The sequence below is a fragment of the Neobacillus sp. DZ-9 genome, assembly GCF_059587065.1.
In genome coordinates, this window is the sequence record NZ_JCAIOL010000001.1 from 632,244 (window position 1) to 650,576 (window position 18,333).

Annotated in this window: 18 protein-coding genes and 1 other RNA gene; 14 read left to right on the forward strand and 5 right to left on the reverse strand. The window is 38.4% G+C overall.

The genetic code is table 11. The features are described 5' to 3' along the window. Window positions 1–28 precede the first annotated feature (28 nt). Both nth and AC59HZ_RS03280 read left to right on the forward strand, forming a co-directional pair. Complete coding sequence (gene nth, locus AC59HZ_RS03275; RefSeq protein ID WP_496544446.1) at window positions 29–691, forward strand: endonuclease III; 663 nt, start codon at window positions 29–31, stop codon at window positions 689–691. Next, window positions 684–1,043, forward strand: a complete 360-nt coding sequence (locus AC59HZ_RS03280) for a YpoC family protein (protein ID WP_496544447.1) — start codon at window positions 684–686, stop codon at window positions 1,041–1,043. Before nth ends, AC59HZ_RS03280 begins: the two co-directional genes overlap by 8 nt. Before the next feature lie 27 nt (window positions 1,044–1,070). On the opposite strand, the gene AC59HZ_RS03285 is transcribed toward AC59HZ_RS03280, so the two are convergent. Together AC59HZ_RS03285 and recU are read right to left on the reverse strand one after the other, a co-directional pair. Then, on the reverse strand, window positions 1,071–3,686 hold the full coding sequence (locus tag AC59HZ_RS03285; RefSeq protein ID WP_496544448.1) for a transglycosylase domain-containing protein: 2,616 nt from the start codon (window positions 3,684–3,686) through the stop codon (window positions 1,071–1,073). Window positions 3,687–3,722: 36 nt separating this feature from the next. Continuing rightward, window positions 3,723–4,325 (reverse strand): Holliday junction resolvase RecU, encoded by a 603-nt coding sequence (gene recU, locus AC59HZ_RS03290; RefSeq protein ID WP_496544449.1) that lies wholly within the window; start codon window positions 4,323–4,325, stop codon window positions 3,723–3,725. Window positions 4,326–4,515: 190 nt separating this feature from the next. Between recU and AC59HZ_RS03295 the strand changes: the two genes are divergently transcribed. The 3 genes from AC59HZ_RS03295 (at window position 4,516) to AC59HZ_RS03305 (ending at window position 6,652) form a co-directional block, all read left to right on the forward strand. After that, a complete protein-coding gene (locus AC59HZ_RS03295) occupies window positions 4,516–5,493 on the forward strand; it encodes a DUF2515 domain-containing protein (RefSeq protein WP_496544450.1) in 978 nt (325 codons plus the stop codon). A 340-nt stretch (window positions 5,494–5,833) separates the two neighbouring features. Beyond that, window positions 5,834–6,109, forward strand: a complete 276-nt coding sequence (locus tag AC59HZ_RS03300; RefSeq protein WP_496544451.1) for a hypothetical protein — start codon at window positions 5,834–5,836, stop codon at window positions 6,107–6,109. 189 nt (window positions 6,110–6,298) lie between these two features. Beyond that, a complete protein-coding gene (locus AC59HZ_RS03305; protein WP_496544452.1) occupies window positions 6,299–6,652 on the forward strand; it encodes a YppE family protein in 354 nt (117 codons plus the stop codon). 36 nt (window positions 6,653–6,688) lie between these two features. On the opposite strand, the gene yppF is transcribed toward AC59HZ_RS03305, so the two are convergent. After that, window positions 6,689–6,898, reverse strand: coding sequence for a YppF family protein (gene yppF / locus AC59HZ_RS03310; protein ID WP_496544453.1), 210 nt, complete (start codon window positions 6,896–6,898; stop codon window positions 6,689–6,691). Window positions 6,899–7,084: 186 nt separating this feature from the next. On the opposite strand from yppF, the gene AC59HZ_RS03315 reads away from it, so the two are divergent. After that, window positions 7,085–7,633, forward strand: a complete 549-nt coding sequence (locus AC59HZ_RS03315) for a YppG family protein (protein ID WP_496544454.1) — start codon at window positions 7,085–7,087, stop codon at window positions 7,631–7,633. A 48-nt stretch (window positions 7,634–7,681) separates the two neighbouring features. Here the strand turns inward: AC59HZ_RS03315 and AC59HZ_RS03320 are convergent, their stop codons facing one another. Both AC59HZ_RS03320 and AC59HZ_RS03325 read right to left on the reverse strand, forming a co-directional pair. Further along, complete coding sequence (locus AC59HZ_RS03320; RefSeq protein WP_496544455.1) at window positions 7,682–8,167, reverse strand: Hsp20/alpha crystallin family protein; 486 nt, start codon at window positions 8,165–8,167, stop codon at window positions 7,682–7,684. Between the two features lie 111 nt (window positions 8,168–8,278). Next, window positions 8,279–8,977: a Crp/Fnr family transcriptional regulator gene (locus AC59HZ_RS03325; RefSeq protein WP_496544456.1), complete on the reverse strand. Its 699-nt coding sequence runs from the start codon at window positions 8,975–8,977 to the stop codon at window positions 8,279–8,281. A 172-nt stretch (window positions 8,978–9,149) separates the two neighbouring features. Between AC59HZ_RS03325 and AC59HZ_RS03330 the strand changes: the two genes are divergently transcribed. From AC59HZ_RS03330 to AC59HZ_RS03365, 8 genes are all read left to right on the forward strand, one after another. Further along, window positions 9,150–11,441, forward strand: a complete 2,292-nt coding sequence (locus AC59HZ_RS03330) for a DEAD/DEAH box helicase (RefSeq protein WP_496544457.1) — start codon at window positions 9,150–9,152, stop codon at window positions 11,439–11,441. A gap of 2 nt (window positions 11,442–11,443) precedes the next feature. Continuing rightward, window positions 11,444–12,709 (forward strand): ribonuclease H-like domain-containing protein, encoded by a 1,266-nt coding sequence (locus tag AC59HZ_RS03335; protein WP_496544458.1) that lies wholly within the window; start codon window positions 11,444–11,446, stop codon window positions 12,707–12,709. A gap of 373 nt (window positions 12,710–13,082) precedes the next feature. Continuing rightward, on the forward strand, window positions 13,083–13,517 hold the full coding sequence (locus AC59HZ_RS03340; protein ID WP_496544459.1) for a CotD family spore coat protein: 435 nt from the start codon (window positions 13,083–13,085) through the stop codon (window positions 13,515–13,517). 121 nt (window positions 13,518–13,638) lie between these two features. After that, entirely contained in the window at window positions 13,639–14,202 is a 564-nt protein-coding gene (locus AC59HZ_RS03345; RefSeq protein ID WP_496544460.1) for an SLOG family protein, read from the forward strand. 68 nt (window positions 14,203–14,270) lie between these two features. Next, window positions 14,271–14,573 (forward strand): cell division regulator GpsB, encoded by a 303-nt coding sequence (gene gpsB / locus AC59HZ_RS03350; RefSeq protein ID WP_496544461.1) that lies wholly within the window; start codon window positions 14,271–14,273, stop codon window positions 14,571–14,573. A gap of 81 nt (window positions 14,574–14,654) precedes the next feature. Continuing rightward, window positions 14,655–15,053, forward strand: an RNA gene (gene rnpB, locus AC59HZ_RS03355) — RNase P RNA component class B. 147 nt (window positions 15,054–15,200) lie between these two features. Then, entirely contained in the window at window positions 15,201–16,352 is a 1,152-nt protein-coding gene (locus AC59HZ_RS03360) for a THUMP domain-containing class I SAM-dependent RNA methyltransferase (protein ID WP_496544462.1), read from the forward strand. A 53-nt stretch (window positions 16,353–16,405) separates the two neighbouring features. Then, entirely contained in the window at window positions 16,406–18,331 is a 1,926-nt protein-coding gene (locus AC59HZ_RS03365) for an ATP-dependent DNA helicase (RefSeq protein ID WP_496544463.1), read from the forward strand. Window positions 18,332–18,333: the final 2 nt, after the last annotated feature.

Genomic DNA, 18,333 nt, shown 5'->3' on the forward strand with positions numbered 1-18,333 from the left:
AGTTTTACGGACAAGCAGGTGAAATGTTATGCTGAATAATACTCAAATCCGATATTGTTTAGATCAAATGGGAGAGATGTTCCCAGACGCCCATTGTGAATTAACCCATTCAAATCCGTTTGAACTTATAATTGCTGTCTCATTATCGGCACAATGTACAGATGCACTAGTAAATAAGGTCACAAAGGAATTATTTAAAAAGTATAAAACACCGGAAGATTATTTAAAGGTTCCGCTTGAGGAATTACAAAATGACATACGATCGATTGGACTTTTCAGGAATAAAGCGAAAAATATTCAAAGTCTCTGCAGGATGATCTTAGATGAATATAGCGGAGAACTTCCAAAGGACAGGGACGAGTTAACTAAACTGCCGGGTGTAGGTAGAAAAACTGCAAATGTCGTGGTTTCAGTTGCCTTTAATGTCCCTGCAATCGCCGTTGATACACATGTAGAAAGAGTAAGTAAGCGTCTTGGAATTTGCAGGTGGAAGGATTCCGTATTGGAAGTGGAAAAGACTTTAATGAAGCGAATTCCAAAAGATGAATGGTCGGTAACCCATCATCGTTTAATCTTCTTTGGAAGGTATCATTGTAAAGCTCAAAATCCACAATGCCCATCTTGCCCATTATTAGAAATATGCCGTGAAGGTAAAAAAAGAATGAAGGGCAGTGCAGTTTCCCATGGATGATGGAGATCAAGACGTAACGAGGATCCTTAAGGAATGGGAGATAGTAAAAGGAAGACTGGATGAATTATTTTGCAGCCGAAGCCTTAAAGATACGAAAGAATGGATGGAGAAAGGGATTGAGCTATTCATTCAATTTATATTGATAACAAATGATAGGTCCTTTTTTCAAGGGCCGCTGCCATTTGACCAACTAGAGATAAAACCGGTTAATCTTGAAGAAAGATTGGCGTTTATTAAAGCGAGGCCCAATTTATATCATTCGTACCGGCAGCTCACAGAGCTGATGCATGAACAGGAAAAACATTTTGTGAAGAGAACCATCATAAAAAAATCGTCTAAGCCAAATAGCTAGACGATTTTTTTATGATAATATAAAATTTTATGTTCCACTTCGTGGTCCAGTACTTTGACCGCTCGACGGAGTCCCTGGAATGGTTATTGGCGGAATTGTTCCACCTGGATCTCCGGCATTTCCGTTACCACTACCATTTCCAGTATTATTTCCATTTCCGTCGCCATCCACATTCCCATTTCCATTTCCATTCCCATTCCCACCTTCATTGCCATTACCATTATCATTTCCATTGCCATTCCCATTGCCATTGCCATTGCCTTGATCATTTTCATTGGCAGGCTTTTGAATTTCAATGGAGGCTGTTACTGGGTCACTCTTTTTATTTCCGCTAATGGCAACAATAGCAAAAGTATATTTTGTGCCAGGTGCAGCAGGAATGCTCAATGTGTTCGTTTGAACAGGGAAATGGTTCACTCCTGTACCGTTATCGACGGATACGTCGAAACTAACATTTTCGGTTGCATTTTTATAGTCCCATGTCAATACAATATTTTGACCAGATTCATCTAATTTGGCAACAGGATTCGTTGGTGCTTCAAGTTTATTATATTTCTGAGATACTTTTTTAGGCGCATACCCTTTAAGAGCATATTCGGTCGTGATTTCACTATCTGGTGTGAATTCACTTGCCAAAACTGGAGGCATTGAGCCTTTTTCAATCCCAACCTTTTGGACACTATTTGGCATCGAAAAATCAGGTGTATCGATATCCTTAGAAACATAGGCCATTAAATTTTTAAAGATTAATTGCGCTAATCTTTGATTATTGCCAACAGCTGTTATTGGCGTGGTTCGATCCTTGTACCCGGTCCATATAGAGGCAGTATAGTTTGTCGTATATCCTGTAAACCAGGCATCCGGTACAGAACTGCTATTAATATTATATTTATTCATTTCATCAGTTGTATAATTTGTAGTTCCTGTCTTACCAGCAATTGGAAGTCCTGGTACTTTCGCTCTTACCCCAGTTCCAGGTGAAACCAATACACTTTTTAACATATCTGTGACCATGAAAGCTGTTGAGTCCTTCATTACCACTTTTGGTTCTGGAGCTGTATTAATCATTGTTCCGTCACGGAGCTTGATTTTAGTAATCGCATGCGGTTTTGTGTAGATACCCTTATTACCAAAGGCACTATAGGCACCCGCCATTTCAAGTGGCGAAACACCAATTGTTTTCCCGCCAAAGCCGCCAATAGCATAAGACTCATAAATTTCTTTCAATGGAATCCCTAAATTTAACGCAAAGTCTTTTGCTTTATCTAAACCAACCTGCTGAAGCGCTTGAACGGCAGGAGTATTACGTGATAACTGTAAGGCAGTTCTAATTGTCATAGGACCTTTGTATTTTTGATCCCAGTTTCCGAATTTCTTCCCGGTTGAGTAAGTAATTGGTTTATCCTCAATCATTTCATAGGTGCCCCAATTTAAGTATTCAATGGCAGGGCCATAATCGAGAACTGGCTTTATGGTCGAGCCTGGCTGGCGCTTTGTATCGATTGCATAGTTAAATCCGCGTTTTACCTTTGGATTCCGTCCACCGCCAATTGCCCGAATTTCACCAGTTTTCGTATCAAGGAGAGCGATTCCAGCTTGAATATTTTCATCAGGATAGGGGATGATATCTTTTGTGTTTAAAATCTTATCAACATAGGTTTGGGCATTTGGATCTAAGGTTGTATAGATGGTTAAACCATCTGTATTGATATCAAGATCGGTTGTTTCTTTTACTTCATCAATAACTGCGTCGACAAAAGAGTCAAATGGCTTTTCATCAATTTTCCTTTGATCTTCTTTCAAAACAGTAGAGGCAACAGATACCTTTTTAGCCTCTTCCATTTGTTGCTTTGTAATATATCCATGCTGATGCATTAATGATAAAACGATGTTACGTCTTTTCTCGGCTAAATCCGGATGATCAAACGGATTATAATTATTAGGACTTTGCGGCATTCCGGCAATTTGCGCAGCTTCTCCCAGGGTTAAATCTTTTAATTCTTTTCCATAGTAGATTTTTGCTGCTGTAGCAATACCGTGGCTATTTTCGGAAACATACACTTTATTGACATACATTTCGAAAATTTGGTGTTTCGTGTATTGCTGCTCTAGCTGATAGGAGAGCCAGGCTTCTTCCACTTTACGTTTTAACGTTTTTTCAGGGGTCAAAAATGAATTTTTAACAACCTGCTGTGTAATTGTACTAGCCCCTTCAGAACCAAATCCATGGCGAATATTAGCCAATACGGCACCGCCTAAGCGAATTGGATCGATACCATGGTGCTTATAAAAACGATAGTCCTCTGTGGCTAAAATGGCATTCTCGACTTGCTTAGGAATGTCCTTATAGGTTACATATTCACGATTTACGGCTCCTACCTCAGATATTAATTTTCCATCTTTATCTAAAACCTTAGAGGGGATTGGATCTTTTAATAATTTAGGATCAAGTTTGGGAGCATCCTTCACTAAATAGGCGAAAGTACCAACTCCAGCCAGAATACCAACGATACCAAGGACAACGAGAGATAGAAAGATTTTCTTAAATAATCCGCCTGGTTTTTTCTTGGCTTTTCCTTTTTGTGTTCCTTTGGCTTGGAGATTCTTTCGGCGCTCCTCTCGTGATTGATATTGGTCTGCCATAATGAAATTCCATCCTTTCAAACCTTTCAAAAAAGGTTAAAGTGTTTCTATTAATTTAATATAGTCAATTCTTGGCTGAAATCCAAGCGGTATGTAATGCCCTAGCTGTTCGATTTCTTCCATTGTAATTGATTTTCTGCCGCCATTAGCCATTCTTTTCCAAAAAGAAAAAAGATGTTTTGCTTCAAGCAAATAAACTTTCTCATATCTTGTAAAACGAAGGATAACGAAACAAATTCCTCCTTGGTTCATGACTTCTTCCATATGAGTAATTTGATGCTGATGGAAATTTTTTAATGGAAAAGAAGTTGGATTTTGTGTTTCTTTCGCTTCAAAATCGATATATTTTCCTTTATAAACGCCATTATAGTCGGTAGTGGAGGCTAGTTTAAAATAAGCCTCTTTTATAACAGCGGCACTTCTTTTCGGGTAATCCACTTGTACAATTTGCACTGGTGTTGGCTTTTTATGAATGACTGCTATTTTTCTTTCCCGATAATAATCATTTGTTTCATTTAGATCTTCCTCCAATGTCATACCTCTATTACTATAGGAGCCGTTTTTTTTATTGTCTGCTGTCTTTTCTTCTGGCAGCTCCCTAGGGGTATACTTCTTCCCATTTGGATAGTTAAAATTCATGATAAACACCTCACAAGCTAAACATATCATATCAAATCTTGGAGAAAATGGGGTGAATAAAATGAATTATCAAGCACAAGCTAATAGCAATTGTACCTTGATTGTCAAACAAAAAGCAGGATTCCATTTACGGATTGATTAAGGCTGCATTAGCTAATAATCTATTAAAACTCGTTAAGGGAAGATGAGTATGAATCATCTTACAATACAGGAACAAACCATCATTCGTCAAATTCGAAGTGAAACAAACAAGCGAAATATTGATAATATATCTAGAACCAATGCCTACTTTTCTTATTTTAATAATAATACGGATATTAGGTGGTCCTTCCTTGCCAGTATGGTTTCTCGAAATGGAGGATGGAATATGTGTGACTTGGAGGGGTCAGTTCTCCCTCATTTACTTACTCCGCAGGTTAGGAAACAGCTTTTTTTAACGTATGAAAAGGCCAATTGGCTTATTTTCCATGATGTTTTCCCCCAGTTATTGCTCTATCAATATTCGACGAAAATCAAACAGCCGATGTTTCATTTACTTCCTTTTTTTAATGTTTCCACATTTATTCAAAAGGAATGGTGGCGTTATTGGAAAGAAAGAGACAGAAAAAGGATGACCACGGCGTTAATTATTAACGAGCAAAATGTCATCCAAAAGCCTGTCATTGAACACCCAGTGTATAAGAAGAAGGTTTTTCGTTCGCTTATCTTTTCATTTCAAGACTGGCTGCATTTTAGCTGTGTATTGTTTCCGACATGCGGGGGAGAGGTTTATGGGGCTAGTGTGAACGGATTTTCTTCTCTTTCCAAGCGGATTGATTTAGGAAAAAGGCTTGCCAGCATTCTGTTTCATCCTCGTTTATTTCCTTATTTCTATGAATTTGCCGAAAAAACAACACATACTGGTTCAAGATTTGACTATGAACAGTATTTTAAAGTTAAAACGAAACGAAATACCCCCTTACTAAGGGCAGCCTTTCCCGTAATTGAACATGATCAGCATACATGCACTGATTGGAGTCAGCATCGAAGGATTTCTCCGACCTGGATGTATTTTCCGGCCCGTCATCGCCATCCCATTCATCTAACTGATTGGTATTTTGTTAAATCAAATCAACTGCAATTATTGCTATCCCTCCAAAAAGTACTCAACTTAAATAAATTCGAATAAAAAAAGCAAGGTGTTCCTTGCTTTTTCTTCGAAAATATTATGTAGAAGGACGATCAGGACCCTCTAGCTTTTTATCACCGTAGCCAACACTTTTACCCGATGCTGCTTGCTTTTGCTTGTTGGTTGGTTTAGTCTTTTTTGGCATCTTAACACCTCCATGCTTAGCTTGTGCCGTTTTTTATTTTTCATGCGAAATTGGGAATGTGTCGAAAAAATCTAAGTAAATTGCTATTTTGACACTTTCTTTGACGAATAGCTTCTAGTTTTGTCAAGGGGGGAGGAAGCCAAAAAAAGAAAGAGAATTATACCTTATAGATTAAGCGAGGAGGGTTTTAATTTAATGAATAAGCCAATGTCTGAAAAAGAAAAGCTGGTATCGATGCTGACTGAAATATATGATCAATTGGAAGAATTGGATTCTGTTCTCGAGGCATCTTTCTCCGACCTTCGCATTAGTTTAAACAAGGATGAGCAAACTAAAATAAATGACTCTGCATTGAAACTTTCATTCATAGAAAATAAAATCGATCAAGTAAACTTAGCATTTTTTGAAAACAGTCTTGAGTCAAGCAAAAACCCTGCTGCAAAACGGTTAGAACTTGAATTAGGTTTTTAAATACCGTTAAAATAATAATGAAGTAAAGTGGCAGCGAATATCAATGCTGCTTTTTTATTTGTAGAATGGGCTGTGTTAAGGTTATTGTTGTTTTTGAAACTCTGTTGATTGGAGCGAACCGCTCGCGCCTGGAGGGCAAATCAACAGCCAAGTTTAATAGCCATTGAATAAATAAGGGGAATTGGAAAAATGAAGACAGAAATTATCGACTTAACAGAAACACTTTTACAATATAATCGCCTCTTTCTTAAATACTACCAAGAAGGAAGGGAGCGAGGCATAAAATACGATTTTCACGAAACCATTAAACCGTTTGCAGATGAGGTAAAGATGGTTAACGATCAGTGGAAAGATGCCATTAAAGCATGGCTGAAAAAGGGGTCTCATAAACATATACATGTAAAGCAAATTGACACAACTTCAGAACACATTGCTCAACTCTCGATTCAATGTTTTTTTCCCGAATCAAGCAGGACAAGGTTTTTAAATACACATCGAACGATTGAATATTTTCTTTTGGAAATTTTAAAAGTAAACAAATAGAAAAGAGATGCCTTTTGCATCTCTTAAGTTAAGAGTTTAGGAATGTTCGATGAGGGAGTTTTCCTTATCAATTTCAGGAACAACCGCGCCTTGACTTTCAAGTTCGCGGACAAGAAGGCGATATTCTTTAATGCTAATTTCGTTATAAATATAGGTTTTCTTAGCAAAATCCATTAGTGCATTAACGTCATCTGTGGTGTAATCCCGACTTTGAATAAATCTGCTTTTTAATTCACGAATGTTCATATAAAGCTCCTCCTTCACCATTTTTTATATCGTATCACGAAAAAAAGAGATTTATAGTTTTTAAAATATTTAAACTTTAGACAAAATTCACGGGATTTTGACATAGATTGTCCTTTCCAATTAATCACCTTTCACGATATTCTTCATAAATTGTAGGAGAGATAAATGCGGAGGAGATGTTTGCCCATGTTTGGTAAAAGGCGGCCAAACCAAAACTTTCAAAATGGATATTCGGGGCAAATGATGCACCAGGGCCCGATTGCTCAGCAATGGAATCAGCCAATTAATGTACGTAATCAACCATTTCCATATCAGACTCCACCTGGAAATTATAATTGGAATGGATATCAACAACAAATCCCTTATAACCCGCAAGTTTTTCAGCAAATGGCCCAAAACTATCAGCCTGGATTCGCCCCACAAAATATCCCATATCCGAACCACAATTATTCACAAAAAGATTCACAATTCTTGTTTCAGAATCCATTGCAGCCACAGGATGATATGTATCATCAATATCAACCCATGGATGGATATCCAATGATGAACCCCTACCCAAAACAAAATGTTATACCTAAACAGCCTGGCGGAATGCAATCCTTTATGAATTCCTTTAAATCGCAGGATGGATCCGTTGATTTTAATAAGATGATGAGTACAGCAGGTCAAATGATGAATGCAGTAAACCAAGTTTCCTCACTTGTCAAAGGATTTGGAGGAATATTTAAAGCGTAATGAAAGAGACGGCTAATTTGTAGCCGTCTCTTTCATTACGCTGTTAACTTACTCTTCAATCTCAATTACTTTACCTTTTTCTTGTGGTATACGAATTTGTAATAAACCATCTCGATAGGATGCTTTAACCTTTTTTTCATTGATTGTCTGGGGGAGGGGAATCGTTCTTGAGGATTGCTGCCTAAACATTTTACGTGAATACATTTGGTTAACATCATCTTCCTGGGTTTCAATCTGGTTATTTTCAACAGAGATTGTTAAATAGTTGTCCGTCAAATTTAAATGAATCTGCTCTCTTTTTACACCAGGAAGTTCAGCTGTGATAATATATTCACCGCCTGATTCTAATGTTTCAACATGAAAGCCTCCCGTTGGAGGAAATGGATGTTTAAAAAACTCATCGATGGATTGTAAAAACCCCCTAATCGGTTTTTCGGTGAATAAGTCGTTCATTGATTTCACTAATTCACTAAAAGGTTCAGGTACGGGCTTTTTAGAGTTATTATTTTTATCACTCGGAAGCTTTGATGACATTTTGATACCCTCACTTTCGAAATTTCACATGATATCATATGAAATTAAGCATGGGTGGGTGCGGTTTAAAAAACAACCCGCAGCATTTTATTTTTGCTCCGGGCTGTTTTTTTAGATCAAATTAATTTCTTCCATTAGAATTTCGACATCTACAATCATATTTCCATCGTCGTCGACTTCAATTAATTCGTCTTTTTTCATTTTTGTCAGTGTCCGGCTAATGGTTTCTCTTGTTGTCCCAATCATATTGGCGAGATCCTTATTCGTGAATTCGGACCTTAGAAGGATCGTCCCGTCCTCCAGTTCCTTTCCATGCTTCTGGGCAAGCCGAATTAACAGTTTGACAATTTGTTCATATGTGTTGTTAAGAATTTGCTCCTCAAGCCGATTTTGCAGATCAACAATCTTCTCACCAAGCACTTTAAAGACCTTAATACAAAGTTCCGGATTTTCAATTAAAACGGATTCGAATTTTGATATGGGAATAGCAATAAGTGTCGATGGCTCAAGAACTTCCGCATAGGCAGGATAATCGCCTTTTCTAAAAAAGCCGACATGGGGAAACATCTCACCTTTCTTCGCGATGGCTACTATTTGTTCCCTTCCATTGACATCACTTTTGTAAATTTTGATTTTTCCATCATTAATAAAATACACATTTTCTAGAGGATCACCCTGAAGAAAAACATGGCTTTGCTTTTTCCACTCTCTAGCAATGGCTATATCGGTAATCTTGGTTAATTCGAAATCATTTAATTCACGAAAAAGCGAAAAATCAGAAAGGACCTGTTTTATTTCATCTATTTTCATTTGATCACCTTCAAATTAAATTCAATTACTATCATTGTATCAAATTAAGGGTTCAAAGTAATCTCTTTCTATTAAAGGAAAAAAATTCAGACCAGGACTTAGAAAAAATTTTGTATAAAATCTTTTGCAGCGAACGTTTATTCGCTAAAATAGAAGTAATGAGGTGAGAGTCATGTTGTTAAAAAAAAGCCTGCAAGATATTCTATCAGAATTAAAAATAAATAATGACATTAAAGAGAATATTGTTAAATGGCACACAATGGATGAAAAGCCTGCACAAACAGTTTCACTTCCCGAAGATTTACACCCTGTCTTAATACAATCTCTTCAAAGTAAGGGGATTGAGAATCTTTATACACATCAAAAGACTGCCTATGAAAAGATTATGATAGGTAATAGTATCGTAGCCGTTACCCCGACTGCTTCAGGAAAAACTCTTTGCTATAATCTTCCAGTGTTGCAAACGATTCTTTCAAATCCAAATGCGAGGGCCTTATACATGTTTCCTACAAAAGCGCTCGCACAGGATCAAAAAAGTGAAATCAATGAAATTATTCAAGCGGCTGGTGTAGATATCAACAGCTATACGTATGATGGAGATACACCGGCAAACATTCGTCAAAGGGTAAGACAAGCTGGGCATGTCGTTATTACAAATCCTGATATGCTTCATTCGGCCATCTTGCCACACCATACGAAATGGGTTTCTTTGTTCGAAAATCTTAAATTTGTCGTGATTGACGAACTCCATACCTATCGAGGCGTGTTCGGCAGTCATGTTGCTAATGTCATTCGACGGTTAAAACGGATTTGCCGCTATTACGGAAGTAATCCATTATTTATTTGTACATCCGCAACGATTGCGAATCCACTTGAGCTTGCGGAAAACTTAACAGAAGAAAAAATGCACTTAATCGATAATAATGGGGCTCCGAGCGGCAGAAAGCACTTCCTCTTTTATAATCCGCCAATTGTGAACAAACCGTTAAATATAAGAAGAAGTGCAACACTTGAAGTTCGAAAACTCGCTGGTCAACTGTTAAAAAATAAAATTCAAACAATTGTTTTCGCAAGAAGCAGGGTCAGAGTGGAAATAATTCTGACTTACTTGCAAGAATTAGTGAAAAATCAATTAGGCCCCAAATCGATTATGGGCTATCGCGGCGGCTATCTGCCTACGGAAAGAAGAAGGATTGAAAAAGGTCTTCGTTCTGGTGAAATATATGGCGTTGTTAGCACAAATGCTCTTGAATTAGGAGTTGATATTGGACAACTGCAGGTTTGTATTATGACTGGCTATCCAGGCACAATATCAAGTGCATGGCAGCAGGCAGGTAGAGCTGGAAGACGGCATGGCGAGTCCCTGGTTATAATGGTTGCCAGCTCAAGTCCGCTAGATCAGTATATTATTCAGAACCCAGACTATTTTTTTAATAAGAGTCCAGAAACGGCAAGGATTAATCCAGATAATTTGATTATTTTAATTGATCATATGAAATGTGCGGCCTATGAGCTTCCGTTTAAAGCGGATGAACAATTTGGCAGTGTAGGTACAGAGGAATTATTGGAGTATTTGACAGAGGAACGCGTGCTTTATCGAAATGGTGACAAATGGTATTGGATGAATGATTCTTTTCCAGCCCATAATATCAGCTTGCGCTCAGCTTCGCAGGAAAATGTAATTATCGTCGATCAATCTGATGTGGCCAATGTGAAGGTTATTGGTGAAATGGATCGTTTCTCCGCGATGACCCTTCTCCATGATGAAGCCATCTATTTACATCAAGGAACCCAATTCCAGGTTGAAAAATTGGATTGGGAAGAGAAAAAGGCGTTTGTGAGAGAAGTAGACGTTGATTATTTTACCGATGCAAATTTAGCTGTCCAATTAAAAGTGTTAGAGGTAGACAAGCTTAAGACTTTGGATGATGCTGAAATTGGTTATGGCGATGTCAGCGTCAGGGCAATGGCAACGATTTTTAAGAAAATCAAGTTTGAAACACACGAAAATATTGGTTCTGGTCCTATTCACCTCCCTGAGGAGGAACTTCATACGAATGCAGCCTGGATATCATTAAATAGCCCATTACAAGATATGGGCCATGATAGACTTGAGCAAGGACTTGTGGGTACTGCCCATGCACTTGGGTCTATCGCTCCTCTCTTTGTAATGTCCGATCCACAGGACATCCATGTGATTCCACAAGTCAAGGCCGACCATAATGAAAAGCCGACCATCTTTTTTTATGATCGCTACCCAGGCGGGATTGGCTTAAGTGAAAAAATCCACAGCGGAATGGCAACGGTTTTAGCAGAGACAAAAAAGATGATAAATCGTTGTCAATGTGAATCCGGATGTCCGTCATGTATCGGCACAGATACAGTAAGTGAAACAGCGAAAAAGGATGCCTTAAAAATTATTGATTCCTTTTTGCAGCCTTCAGTAAGTGACAAGGAAGTGTAACAATGTCATTAAAAAATAAATTAAATCGGCTAAAGCCGCATCTTACTGGAGGGAAACAGCCGGAAAAAATAGAAAAGCCACAGGTAGTTCCCACAATCGATGTTCCATTCCGGGAAAAATGGGCGAGCGAAAACATATTTCCATATTATATAGATCACGATTATTGCTTAATCAGGGAAGTGAAATATCCAATTTCCGAGAAGCATGGAATATATTATTTTCATGACTTTCTGACTGCAGTGGACGTATGGAACAAGCGGCCAGTCAATCATCCGTTATCCGCACAAGGCCATCAGCCAGGGGAATTATTCTTCTTTGATACGGAAACAACTGGACTTGGGGGAGGAACCGGAAATACTATTTTTCTATTAGGGTATGCAAGTATCGTCGGGGAAGAATTAATCTTAAGACAGCATATTCTACCGCACCCAGGGGCGGAGGTTCCTTTATACCAAAGTTTTTTAGAAAAAGTGAATTATAAAACGCTAGTAACATATAATGGAAAATCCTTCGATTGGCCTCAGGTAAAAACGCGCCATACTCTTGTAAGGGAACATGTCCCAAAACTTCCGGCCTTTGGACATTTTGATTTATTCCATGCTGCCAGAAGGCTTTGGAAGCACAAATTAGAAAAGATGAAGCTGGCTGTCGTGGAGAAAGAGGTTCTTGGGGTTGAAAGAGTAAATGATATTCCTGGATTTTTGGCTCCTATGATCTATTTCGATTTTGTTGAAAGTAAGGAACCAGAAGGGATGCTGGGAATATTAAAACATAATGAAATCGATATTTTGTCATTGATTACTTTATATACCCATCTAACTTTTCAAATCTGCGGAATTGACGAGAAGCAAACGCGAACAGAATCCTTTGAAGTAGGCCGATGGTTTTCGGGCTTAGGGGAGAAAAGGGAAGCGGAGAAGGTATTAAGAAACCTTGTTGAGGGCAGTGATTTCCCTTCGTATCAAGCAAAACTCATTCTCGCTTTGCAACACAAAAAAGACCATGATTGGGAAACGGCTCGGAAATTGTTTATCGATGTTGTCGATTCCGGGGATGAAAAATTAAGGCTTACGGCATGCTTAGAGCTTGCTAAATTTTATGAGCACAAAGTCAAGGATTATAAGAGAGCAATTTATTATTGTCATGAAGCGATTTTAATTGTTACTCAAGCTTCCAAACTAACTAAATTAAGCGGTGAGTATTCCTATGAAAAGCTCAAAAAAAGAAGTGAACGGTTAGATCGAAAATTCGCAAAATTTCCTGGGTAAGCGCAATTTTCGGCAAAAAATGTAAAAACTCTGCTTTTTTCGTCATGCTTCAAAATGTTGTCACAAAATCTTAATAATTTTTTATAAAAAAAACATATTTCCGTATTGTTAAACATAATTGAACACGGTAAAATGTTAAATTGTGTTGAGTTAAAACACGATAGAAACAATATGGAGTGGTAATATGTATAAAGCAATTTTGTTTGCCTTTTTTCTTGTTGTTTGTTTGACTGCCTTTGTTTTTACGAATTTAAAAGATAGCTTTTATTCGTTTTTATAAGATTAGCAAAAATAGGTATTTTCCTTAGTACAAGAGTAATCCCTTTAACATAGGCTGTTAATGTAAACAGAATATTTGAAGGGAGAGTAAGAAATGTTTTTAGGAACTAATTTTTTGCCGCCAGTTATTCATCCTACTCAGAACATTGTGAACCATACGTTCTCAAACACAGTGGTACCGCACATTCATCCAGTACACACTACAACTATAAATCATCATCTGTTTCAACATAAACACTATTGTCCGCAGACTGCATCATGTGCTGAAGAGGTATGCAATCAACAAATTAATTGCTGCAACCCATGTGCACCAGTAATGCCAGTATCGAATGCATTACCAAATGTTGTACCGGGCTATGGAGCAGGTGCTCCAGGATTTGGTCCAGGAGGTCCAGGATTTGGTCCAGGAGGTCCAGGATTTGGTCCAGGAGGTCCAGGGTTTGGCCCAGGAGGTCCAGGGTTTGGCCCAGGAGGTCCAGGATTTGGTCCAGGGTTCGCTCCAGGACCGTTTATGGGACCTAGACCTTAAAGGGGTTAATGTTAATTACAGGGGCTTTTTAGCCCTTGTTTTTTTATTGTTTACTATATGTTATGCTTTTAAAAAAAAAATGTTTGTCCATTTTTTAAATTTTTTAATGAGGAGAACTTCCTTGAGTAAAGTATTGGCAATATCAGGTTACAAGCCCTTTGAATTAGGTGTTTTTAAAAAAGACCATCCGTCAGTTTTCTATATTAAAGCGGCCATCAAAAAGACCTTAATGCCCATGGCAGAAGAAGGACTAGAATGGGTGCTAATTAGCGGCCAGCTTGGAGTGGAATTGTGGGCAGCCGAAGTTGTGCTAGAAATACAATCAGAATTTCCTGAATTAAAGCTTGCAGTCATTACACCATTTTTGGACCAACAAGCATCATGGAATGAAACTAATAAGGAATGGTATGAATCCGTACTCGCTCAAGCTGATTTTATTGATTCAGTTACAAAAAAAGGCTATGAAAAACCTTGGCAATTCCGTCTGAAGAATCAATTTTTCATTGAAAAAAGCGATGGCCTTCTTCTCCTTTATGATAATGAGAAGGAAGGAAGCCCAAAATATTTATATGAATTAGCTCAGCAATATCAAAAAAATCATTTGTATTCCATTACCCTGATTACCTTTTATGATTTGCAAATGATCGTGGAAGAAGAACAATTAAATCTAACGGATTATGAATGAAGATTGACAAAAACACTTATTTTTGAAAAAATAATAGGTAATGATTGGCTAAACTTGAGGTGATTTGAATGCTGTCAGATAAAGTGAAATTAACAGCAAAGGATATTTTAGAAAAAGAGTTTAAGACTGGAGTACGCGGGTACAGGCAGGAAGATGTTGATAAATTTTTAGATTTAATAATTAAGGATTATAGTACGTTTCATCAGGAAATTGAAGATCTTCAACAAGAAAATTTGCGTTTGCGTAAACAGCTTGAGGATACATCCAAAAGACAGCCTGTTGCCCAACCGGCAGGGACAACCAATTTTGATATTCTAAAACGTCTGTCCAATCTTGAAAAGCATGTTTTTGGCAACAAACTTTACGATTAACAGATTGTACCGACATTTCCTAATAAAAACCATTGAATAAACAGCATGAAATACATATAATAAGAAATGTCATCATTAATGACGTTCGGGTAATCGCTGCAGGAAGCTTTTGCGACTTGTAGAGGAAAGTCCATGCTCGCACGGGCTGAGATGTCCGTAGTGTTCGTGCCTAGTGAAATCATAAGCTAGGGCAGCAGGGTGTAACGCCTTGTTGACGGCCGGAAAAATACCTAAGTCCAATTGGATATGGTATGAGTACCTATAAAAGTGCCACAGTGACGATGCCTTTCCTGAAATGGAAAGGGTGGAACGGGTAAACCCCACGAGCGAGAAACCCAAATAATGGTAGGGGCACTTTCTCTGAGGAACTGAACAAGGAGAAGGACAGATTCATTGGAATCTGTAGATAGATGATTACCACCTCAGTACGAGACGTAACGGTCGCTTGAAGTACTCTGGTACAGAACATGGCTTACAGAACGTTATTAATGGGAATGTAAAGAGCATAAATAACGGCCTTCCTTTTAAGGAGGGCTTTTTATGTGTTCGATAGGACTCTGAATTTTTCAGCGATTTTTGCCAATAATGGATACTGTATAATTATGTGAGAGAGTTAAGGGTGAAAAAATGGGTAAATATCAACTAATAGCAACTGCTGCCATGGGGCTCGAGGCATTAGTAGCGAAAGAAGTGCGAGCCCTTGGATATGATTGTCAAGTAGAGAATGGGAAAGTTACATACACGGGGGACGAATCCGCCATTGTCAGAAGCAACTTATGGCTTAGAACCGCTGACCGGATTAAGATAAAGGTTGGTGAATTTAAAGCCTTTACCTTTGATGAATTATTTGAAAAGACTAAGGCCTTGCCATGGGAACAATTCCTTCCGGAGGATGCGGAATTTCCAGTCATTGGGAAGTCGGTCAAATCAAAGCTCTTTAGTGTTTCGGATTGCCAGGCGATTGTAAAAAAAGCCATTGTTGAACGGATGAAAAATCATTATAAAAGGAATTCCTGGTTTGAGGAAAGCGGGGCATTGTATCGGATTGAAATCGCGTTATTAAAAGATGTGGCAACTATCACGATTGATGCTAGCGGTCAGGGGCTGCATAAACGCGGCTACCGTACGGATCAAGGGGAGGCACCACTCAAGGAAACACTGGCTGCAGCCTTGGTTATGTTGACGAATTGGCGGCCTGATCGGCCCTTTATTGACCCGTTCTGCGGATCGGGCACGATTCCTATTGAAGCAGCAATGATTGGTCAAAATATTGCACCGGGTTTTAATCGAGAGTTTGTTTCAGAAGGGTGGAATTGGATTCCAGCCCAAGTTTGGGATAATGCCCGAAATGAAGCGGAAGATCTGGCCAAATACGATCAGCCGCTCGACATTACCGGATCAGATATTGATCATCGTATGGTAAAAATTGCTCAAGAGAATGCTTTTGAGGCAGGTTTTGCTGACTTAATTCAATTTAAGCAAATGCAGGTTAAGGATATATCTACAAATAAAGAATATGGTACGATCGTCGGCAATCCTCCGTATGGTGAAAGACTTGGTGATAAAAAAGCAGTCGAGCATATGTACAAAGAAATGGGACAGGCGTTTCAAAAACTCGATACGTGGTCTATTTATATCCTAACTTCAAATGAAGAGTTTGAGCAGTTTTATGGGAAGCCGGCAACAAAGAAAAGAAAACTGTTTAACGGTTTTATCCGAACAGACCTTTATCAATATTGGGGAAAAAAGCCTCCGCGTCCAAGTGAGGCACAAAATTAACAAACAACTTTTATAAGCGTCGTCTATGGCGCTTTTCTTTTTGGAGGGTTAACATGCAGCAAGGACTACCGTTTGGTGTTTCGAAATCGGAATCATTTTATGATAAATTGAGTGAATGGATTGGCGATTTATTTTATGATATTTTGCCGGAGGCCGGCTTTGAGCTTCGTGATGAACAAATTTATATGGCTTTCCAGCTTGAAAAAGCTTTCAAGGATAAAAAGGTGATGTTTGCTGAAGCGGGTGTAGGAACAGGAAAAACGATTGTATATTTACTTTACGCAATTATGTATGCACGCTATACAAATCGTCCTGCCATTATTGCCTGTGCGGATGAGACTTTAATTGAACAGCTTGTCAAAAAAGAAGGCGATATTGCAAAATTGGAAAAGGTCCTCGGTTTAGAGGTCGATGTGCGTCTGGCAAAATCCCGGGACCAATATTTATGTCTAAAGAAACTAGACCTCGCAAGGAGCGACGACTACTCAGAAAATATTGCAAATATTTATGAGCAATTGCCTGATTTTGTTCATGCCAGCGGCACCATGCAGAATTTTGAGAAGTACGGTGACCGACGGGATTATCCTGCATTATCAGATGAGCATTGGGGAAAAGTCAATTGGGATGCCCTTCAGGACTGTTTTTCCTGTGAAAAACGCCATCGCTGCGGCCTGACATTACACCGAGAATTTTACCGGCATGCTAAGGATTTAATAATCTGCTCCCACGATTTTTATATGGAGCATATATGGACTAAAGAGTCACGTAAGCGTGAAGGACAATTGGCCCTCTTGCCAGAGCATTCGGCAGTCGTTTTTGATGAAGGTCATCTTTTGGAATATGCGGCACAAAAAGCATTGAGCTACCGTTTTACTGATTATACTTTAGAGACGCTGCTTACCCGGTTAATGGAAAATGAAGTTCGGGAAAAAACCTTATATACGATTGAAGAAGCATTACTAGAAAACGAAGCATTTTTTGATGCGATTTCAAGCTTCTCCTCCTATTCCCAAGGTTCTGAAAAACAAATGATTACCAAACATTCATTAGTTTTAAAAACTTGCCGGAAATTACTTTCTACCCTTCAATCATTAGAAGAAGAGTTAGTGTTTGAGAGTGAATTATATGTAATCAATGAATATGACTTAAAAATTGTTGAGGAATATTTAGAGCAGATTACTCATTCACTAACGCTTTTTCTCCAAGAAGTAAATGGAATTACATGGTATGAAGAAAATGCAGGGGAACGGACGCTTGTCATCATGCCTAAAATGGTTGAAACGGTGATGAAGGAAGAAGTTTTCTCGCAGAAAAAACCATTTATTTTTTCATCGGCAACCTTGGCTAATCAAAAGTCGTTCGATTATATAGCTGCAAGCCTTGGAGTTCAGGATTATTTATCCTTTTCGGTCGCTTCGCCGTTCGATTATGAAGAGAAAATGAAGGCATATCTCCCAAAATTCAAAAATGAATCAATCAATGGAAAAATAGATTATCTAATCGCTCAAATTATGGAATCACAAGGTCGCGCATTGATTCTTTTAAATACGAAGGAAGAAATGCAGCAGATAAAACAAAGATTAAAAGGAGTAATTCCATATCCCGTTTATTTCGAAGGGGATGAAGAAATCAGCACCCTTGTTTCAAAATTTCAAAATGAAGAACATGCGGTCCTTTGCTCTATTCATCTCTGGGAAGGGCTCGACATACCAGGAAGATCACTCGAAAATGTTTTGATTTTTTCACTTCCCTTTCCTCCTCAAGATCCTGTCTTTACGGCAAAAAGAGAAGGTGTCGCGGATCCTTTTTCAGAGGTAGATTTACCCTACATGCTGCTGCGCGTTCGTCAGGGAATTGGGCGATTAATAAGAAGTGAACAGGATCAAGGGACGGTCCATATTTTATTAAATGAAAATATCGATTACAATGTACTAACGAAAATAAAAGAGGTTTTTCCAACTAAGGTAATTCAAGAATAAGA

What these genes read in the sequence shown, in the direction of transcription:
- nth (WP_496544446.1), top strand. Translation starts at nt 29, where the DNA reads ATGCTGAATAATACTCAAATCCGATATTGTTTAGATCAAATGGGAGAG.
- AC59HZ_RS03280 (WP_496544447.1), top strand. Translation starts at nt 684, where the DNA reads ATGGATGATGGAGATCAAGACGTAACGAGGATCCTTAAGGAATGGGAG.
- AC59HZ_RS03285 (WP_496544448.1), bottom strand. Translation starts at nt 3,686, where the DNA reads ATGGCAGACCAATATCAATCACGAGAGGAGCGCCGAAAGAATCTCCAA.
- recU (WP_496544449.1), bottom strand. Translation starts at nt 4,325, where the DNA reads ATGAATTTTAACTATCCAAATGGGAAGAAGTATACCCCTAGGGAGCTG.
- AC59HZ_RS03295 (WP_496544450.1), top strand. Translation starts at nt 4,516, where the DNA reads ATGAATCATCTTACAATACAGGAACAAACCATCATTCGTCAAATTCGA.
- AC59HZ_RS03300 (WP_496544451.1), top strand. Translation starts at nt 5,834, where the DNA reads ATGAATAAGCCAATGTCTGAAAAAGAAAAGCTGGTATCGATGCTGACT.
- AC59HZ_RS03305 (WP_496544452.1), top strand. Translation starts at nt 6,299, where the DNA reads ATGAAGACAGAAATTATCGACTTAACAGAAACACTTTTACAATATAAT.
- yppF (WP_496544453.1), bottom strand. Translation starts at nt 6,898, where the DNA reads ATGAACATTCGTGAATTAAAAAGCAGATTTATTCAAAGTCGGGATTAC.
- AC59HZ_RS03315 (WP_496544454.1), top strand. Translation starts at nt 7,085, where the DNA reads ATGTTTGGTAAAAGGCGGCCAAACCAAAACTTTCAAAATGGATATTCG.
- AC59HZ_RS03320 (WP_496544455.1), bottom strand. Translation starts at nt 8,167, where the DNA reads ATGTCATCAAAGCTTCCGAGTGATAAAAATAATAACTCTAAAAAGCCC.
- AC59HZ_RS03325 (WP_496544456.1), bottom strand. Translation starts at nt 8,977, where the DNA reads ATGAAAATAGATGAAATAAAACAGGTCCTTTCTGATTTTTCGCTTTTT.
- AC59HZ_RS03330 (WP_496544457.1), top strand. Translation starts at nt 9,150, where the DNA reads ATGTTGTTAAAAAAAAGCCTGCAAGATATTCTATCAGAATTAAAAATA.
- AC59HZ_RS03335 (WP_496544458.1), top strand. Translation starts at nt 11,444, where the DNA reads ATGTCATTAAAAAATAAATTAAATCGGCTAAAGCCGCATCTTACTGGA.
- AC59HZ_RS03340 (WP_496544459.1), top strand. Translation starts at nt 13,083, where the DNA reads ATGTTTTTAGGAACTAATTTTTTGCCGCCAGTTATTCATCCTACTCAG.
- gpsB (WP_496544461.1), top strand. Translation starts at nt 14,271, where the DNA reads ATGCTGTCAGATAAAGTGAAATTAACAGCAAAGGATATTTTAGAAAAA.
- AC59HZ_RS03360 (WP_496544462.1), top strand. Translation starts at nt 15,201, where the DNA reads ATGGGTAAATATCAACTAATAGCAACTGCTGCCATGGGGCTCGAGGCA.
- AC59HZ_RS03365 (WP_496544463.1), top strand. Translation starts at nt 16,406, where the DNA reads ATGCAGCAAGGACTACCGTTTGGTGTTTCGAAATCGGAATCATTTTAT.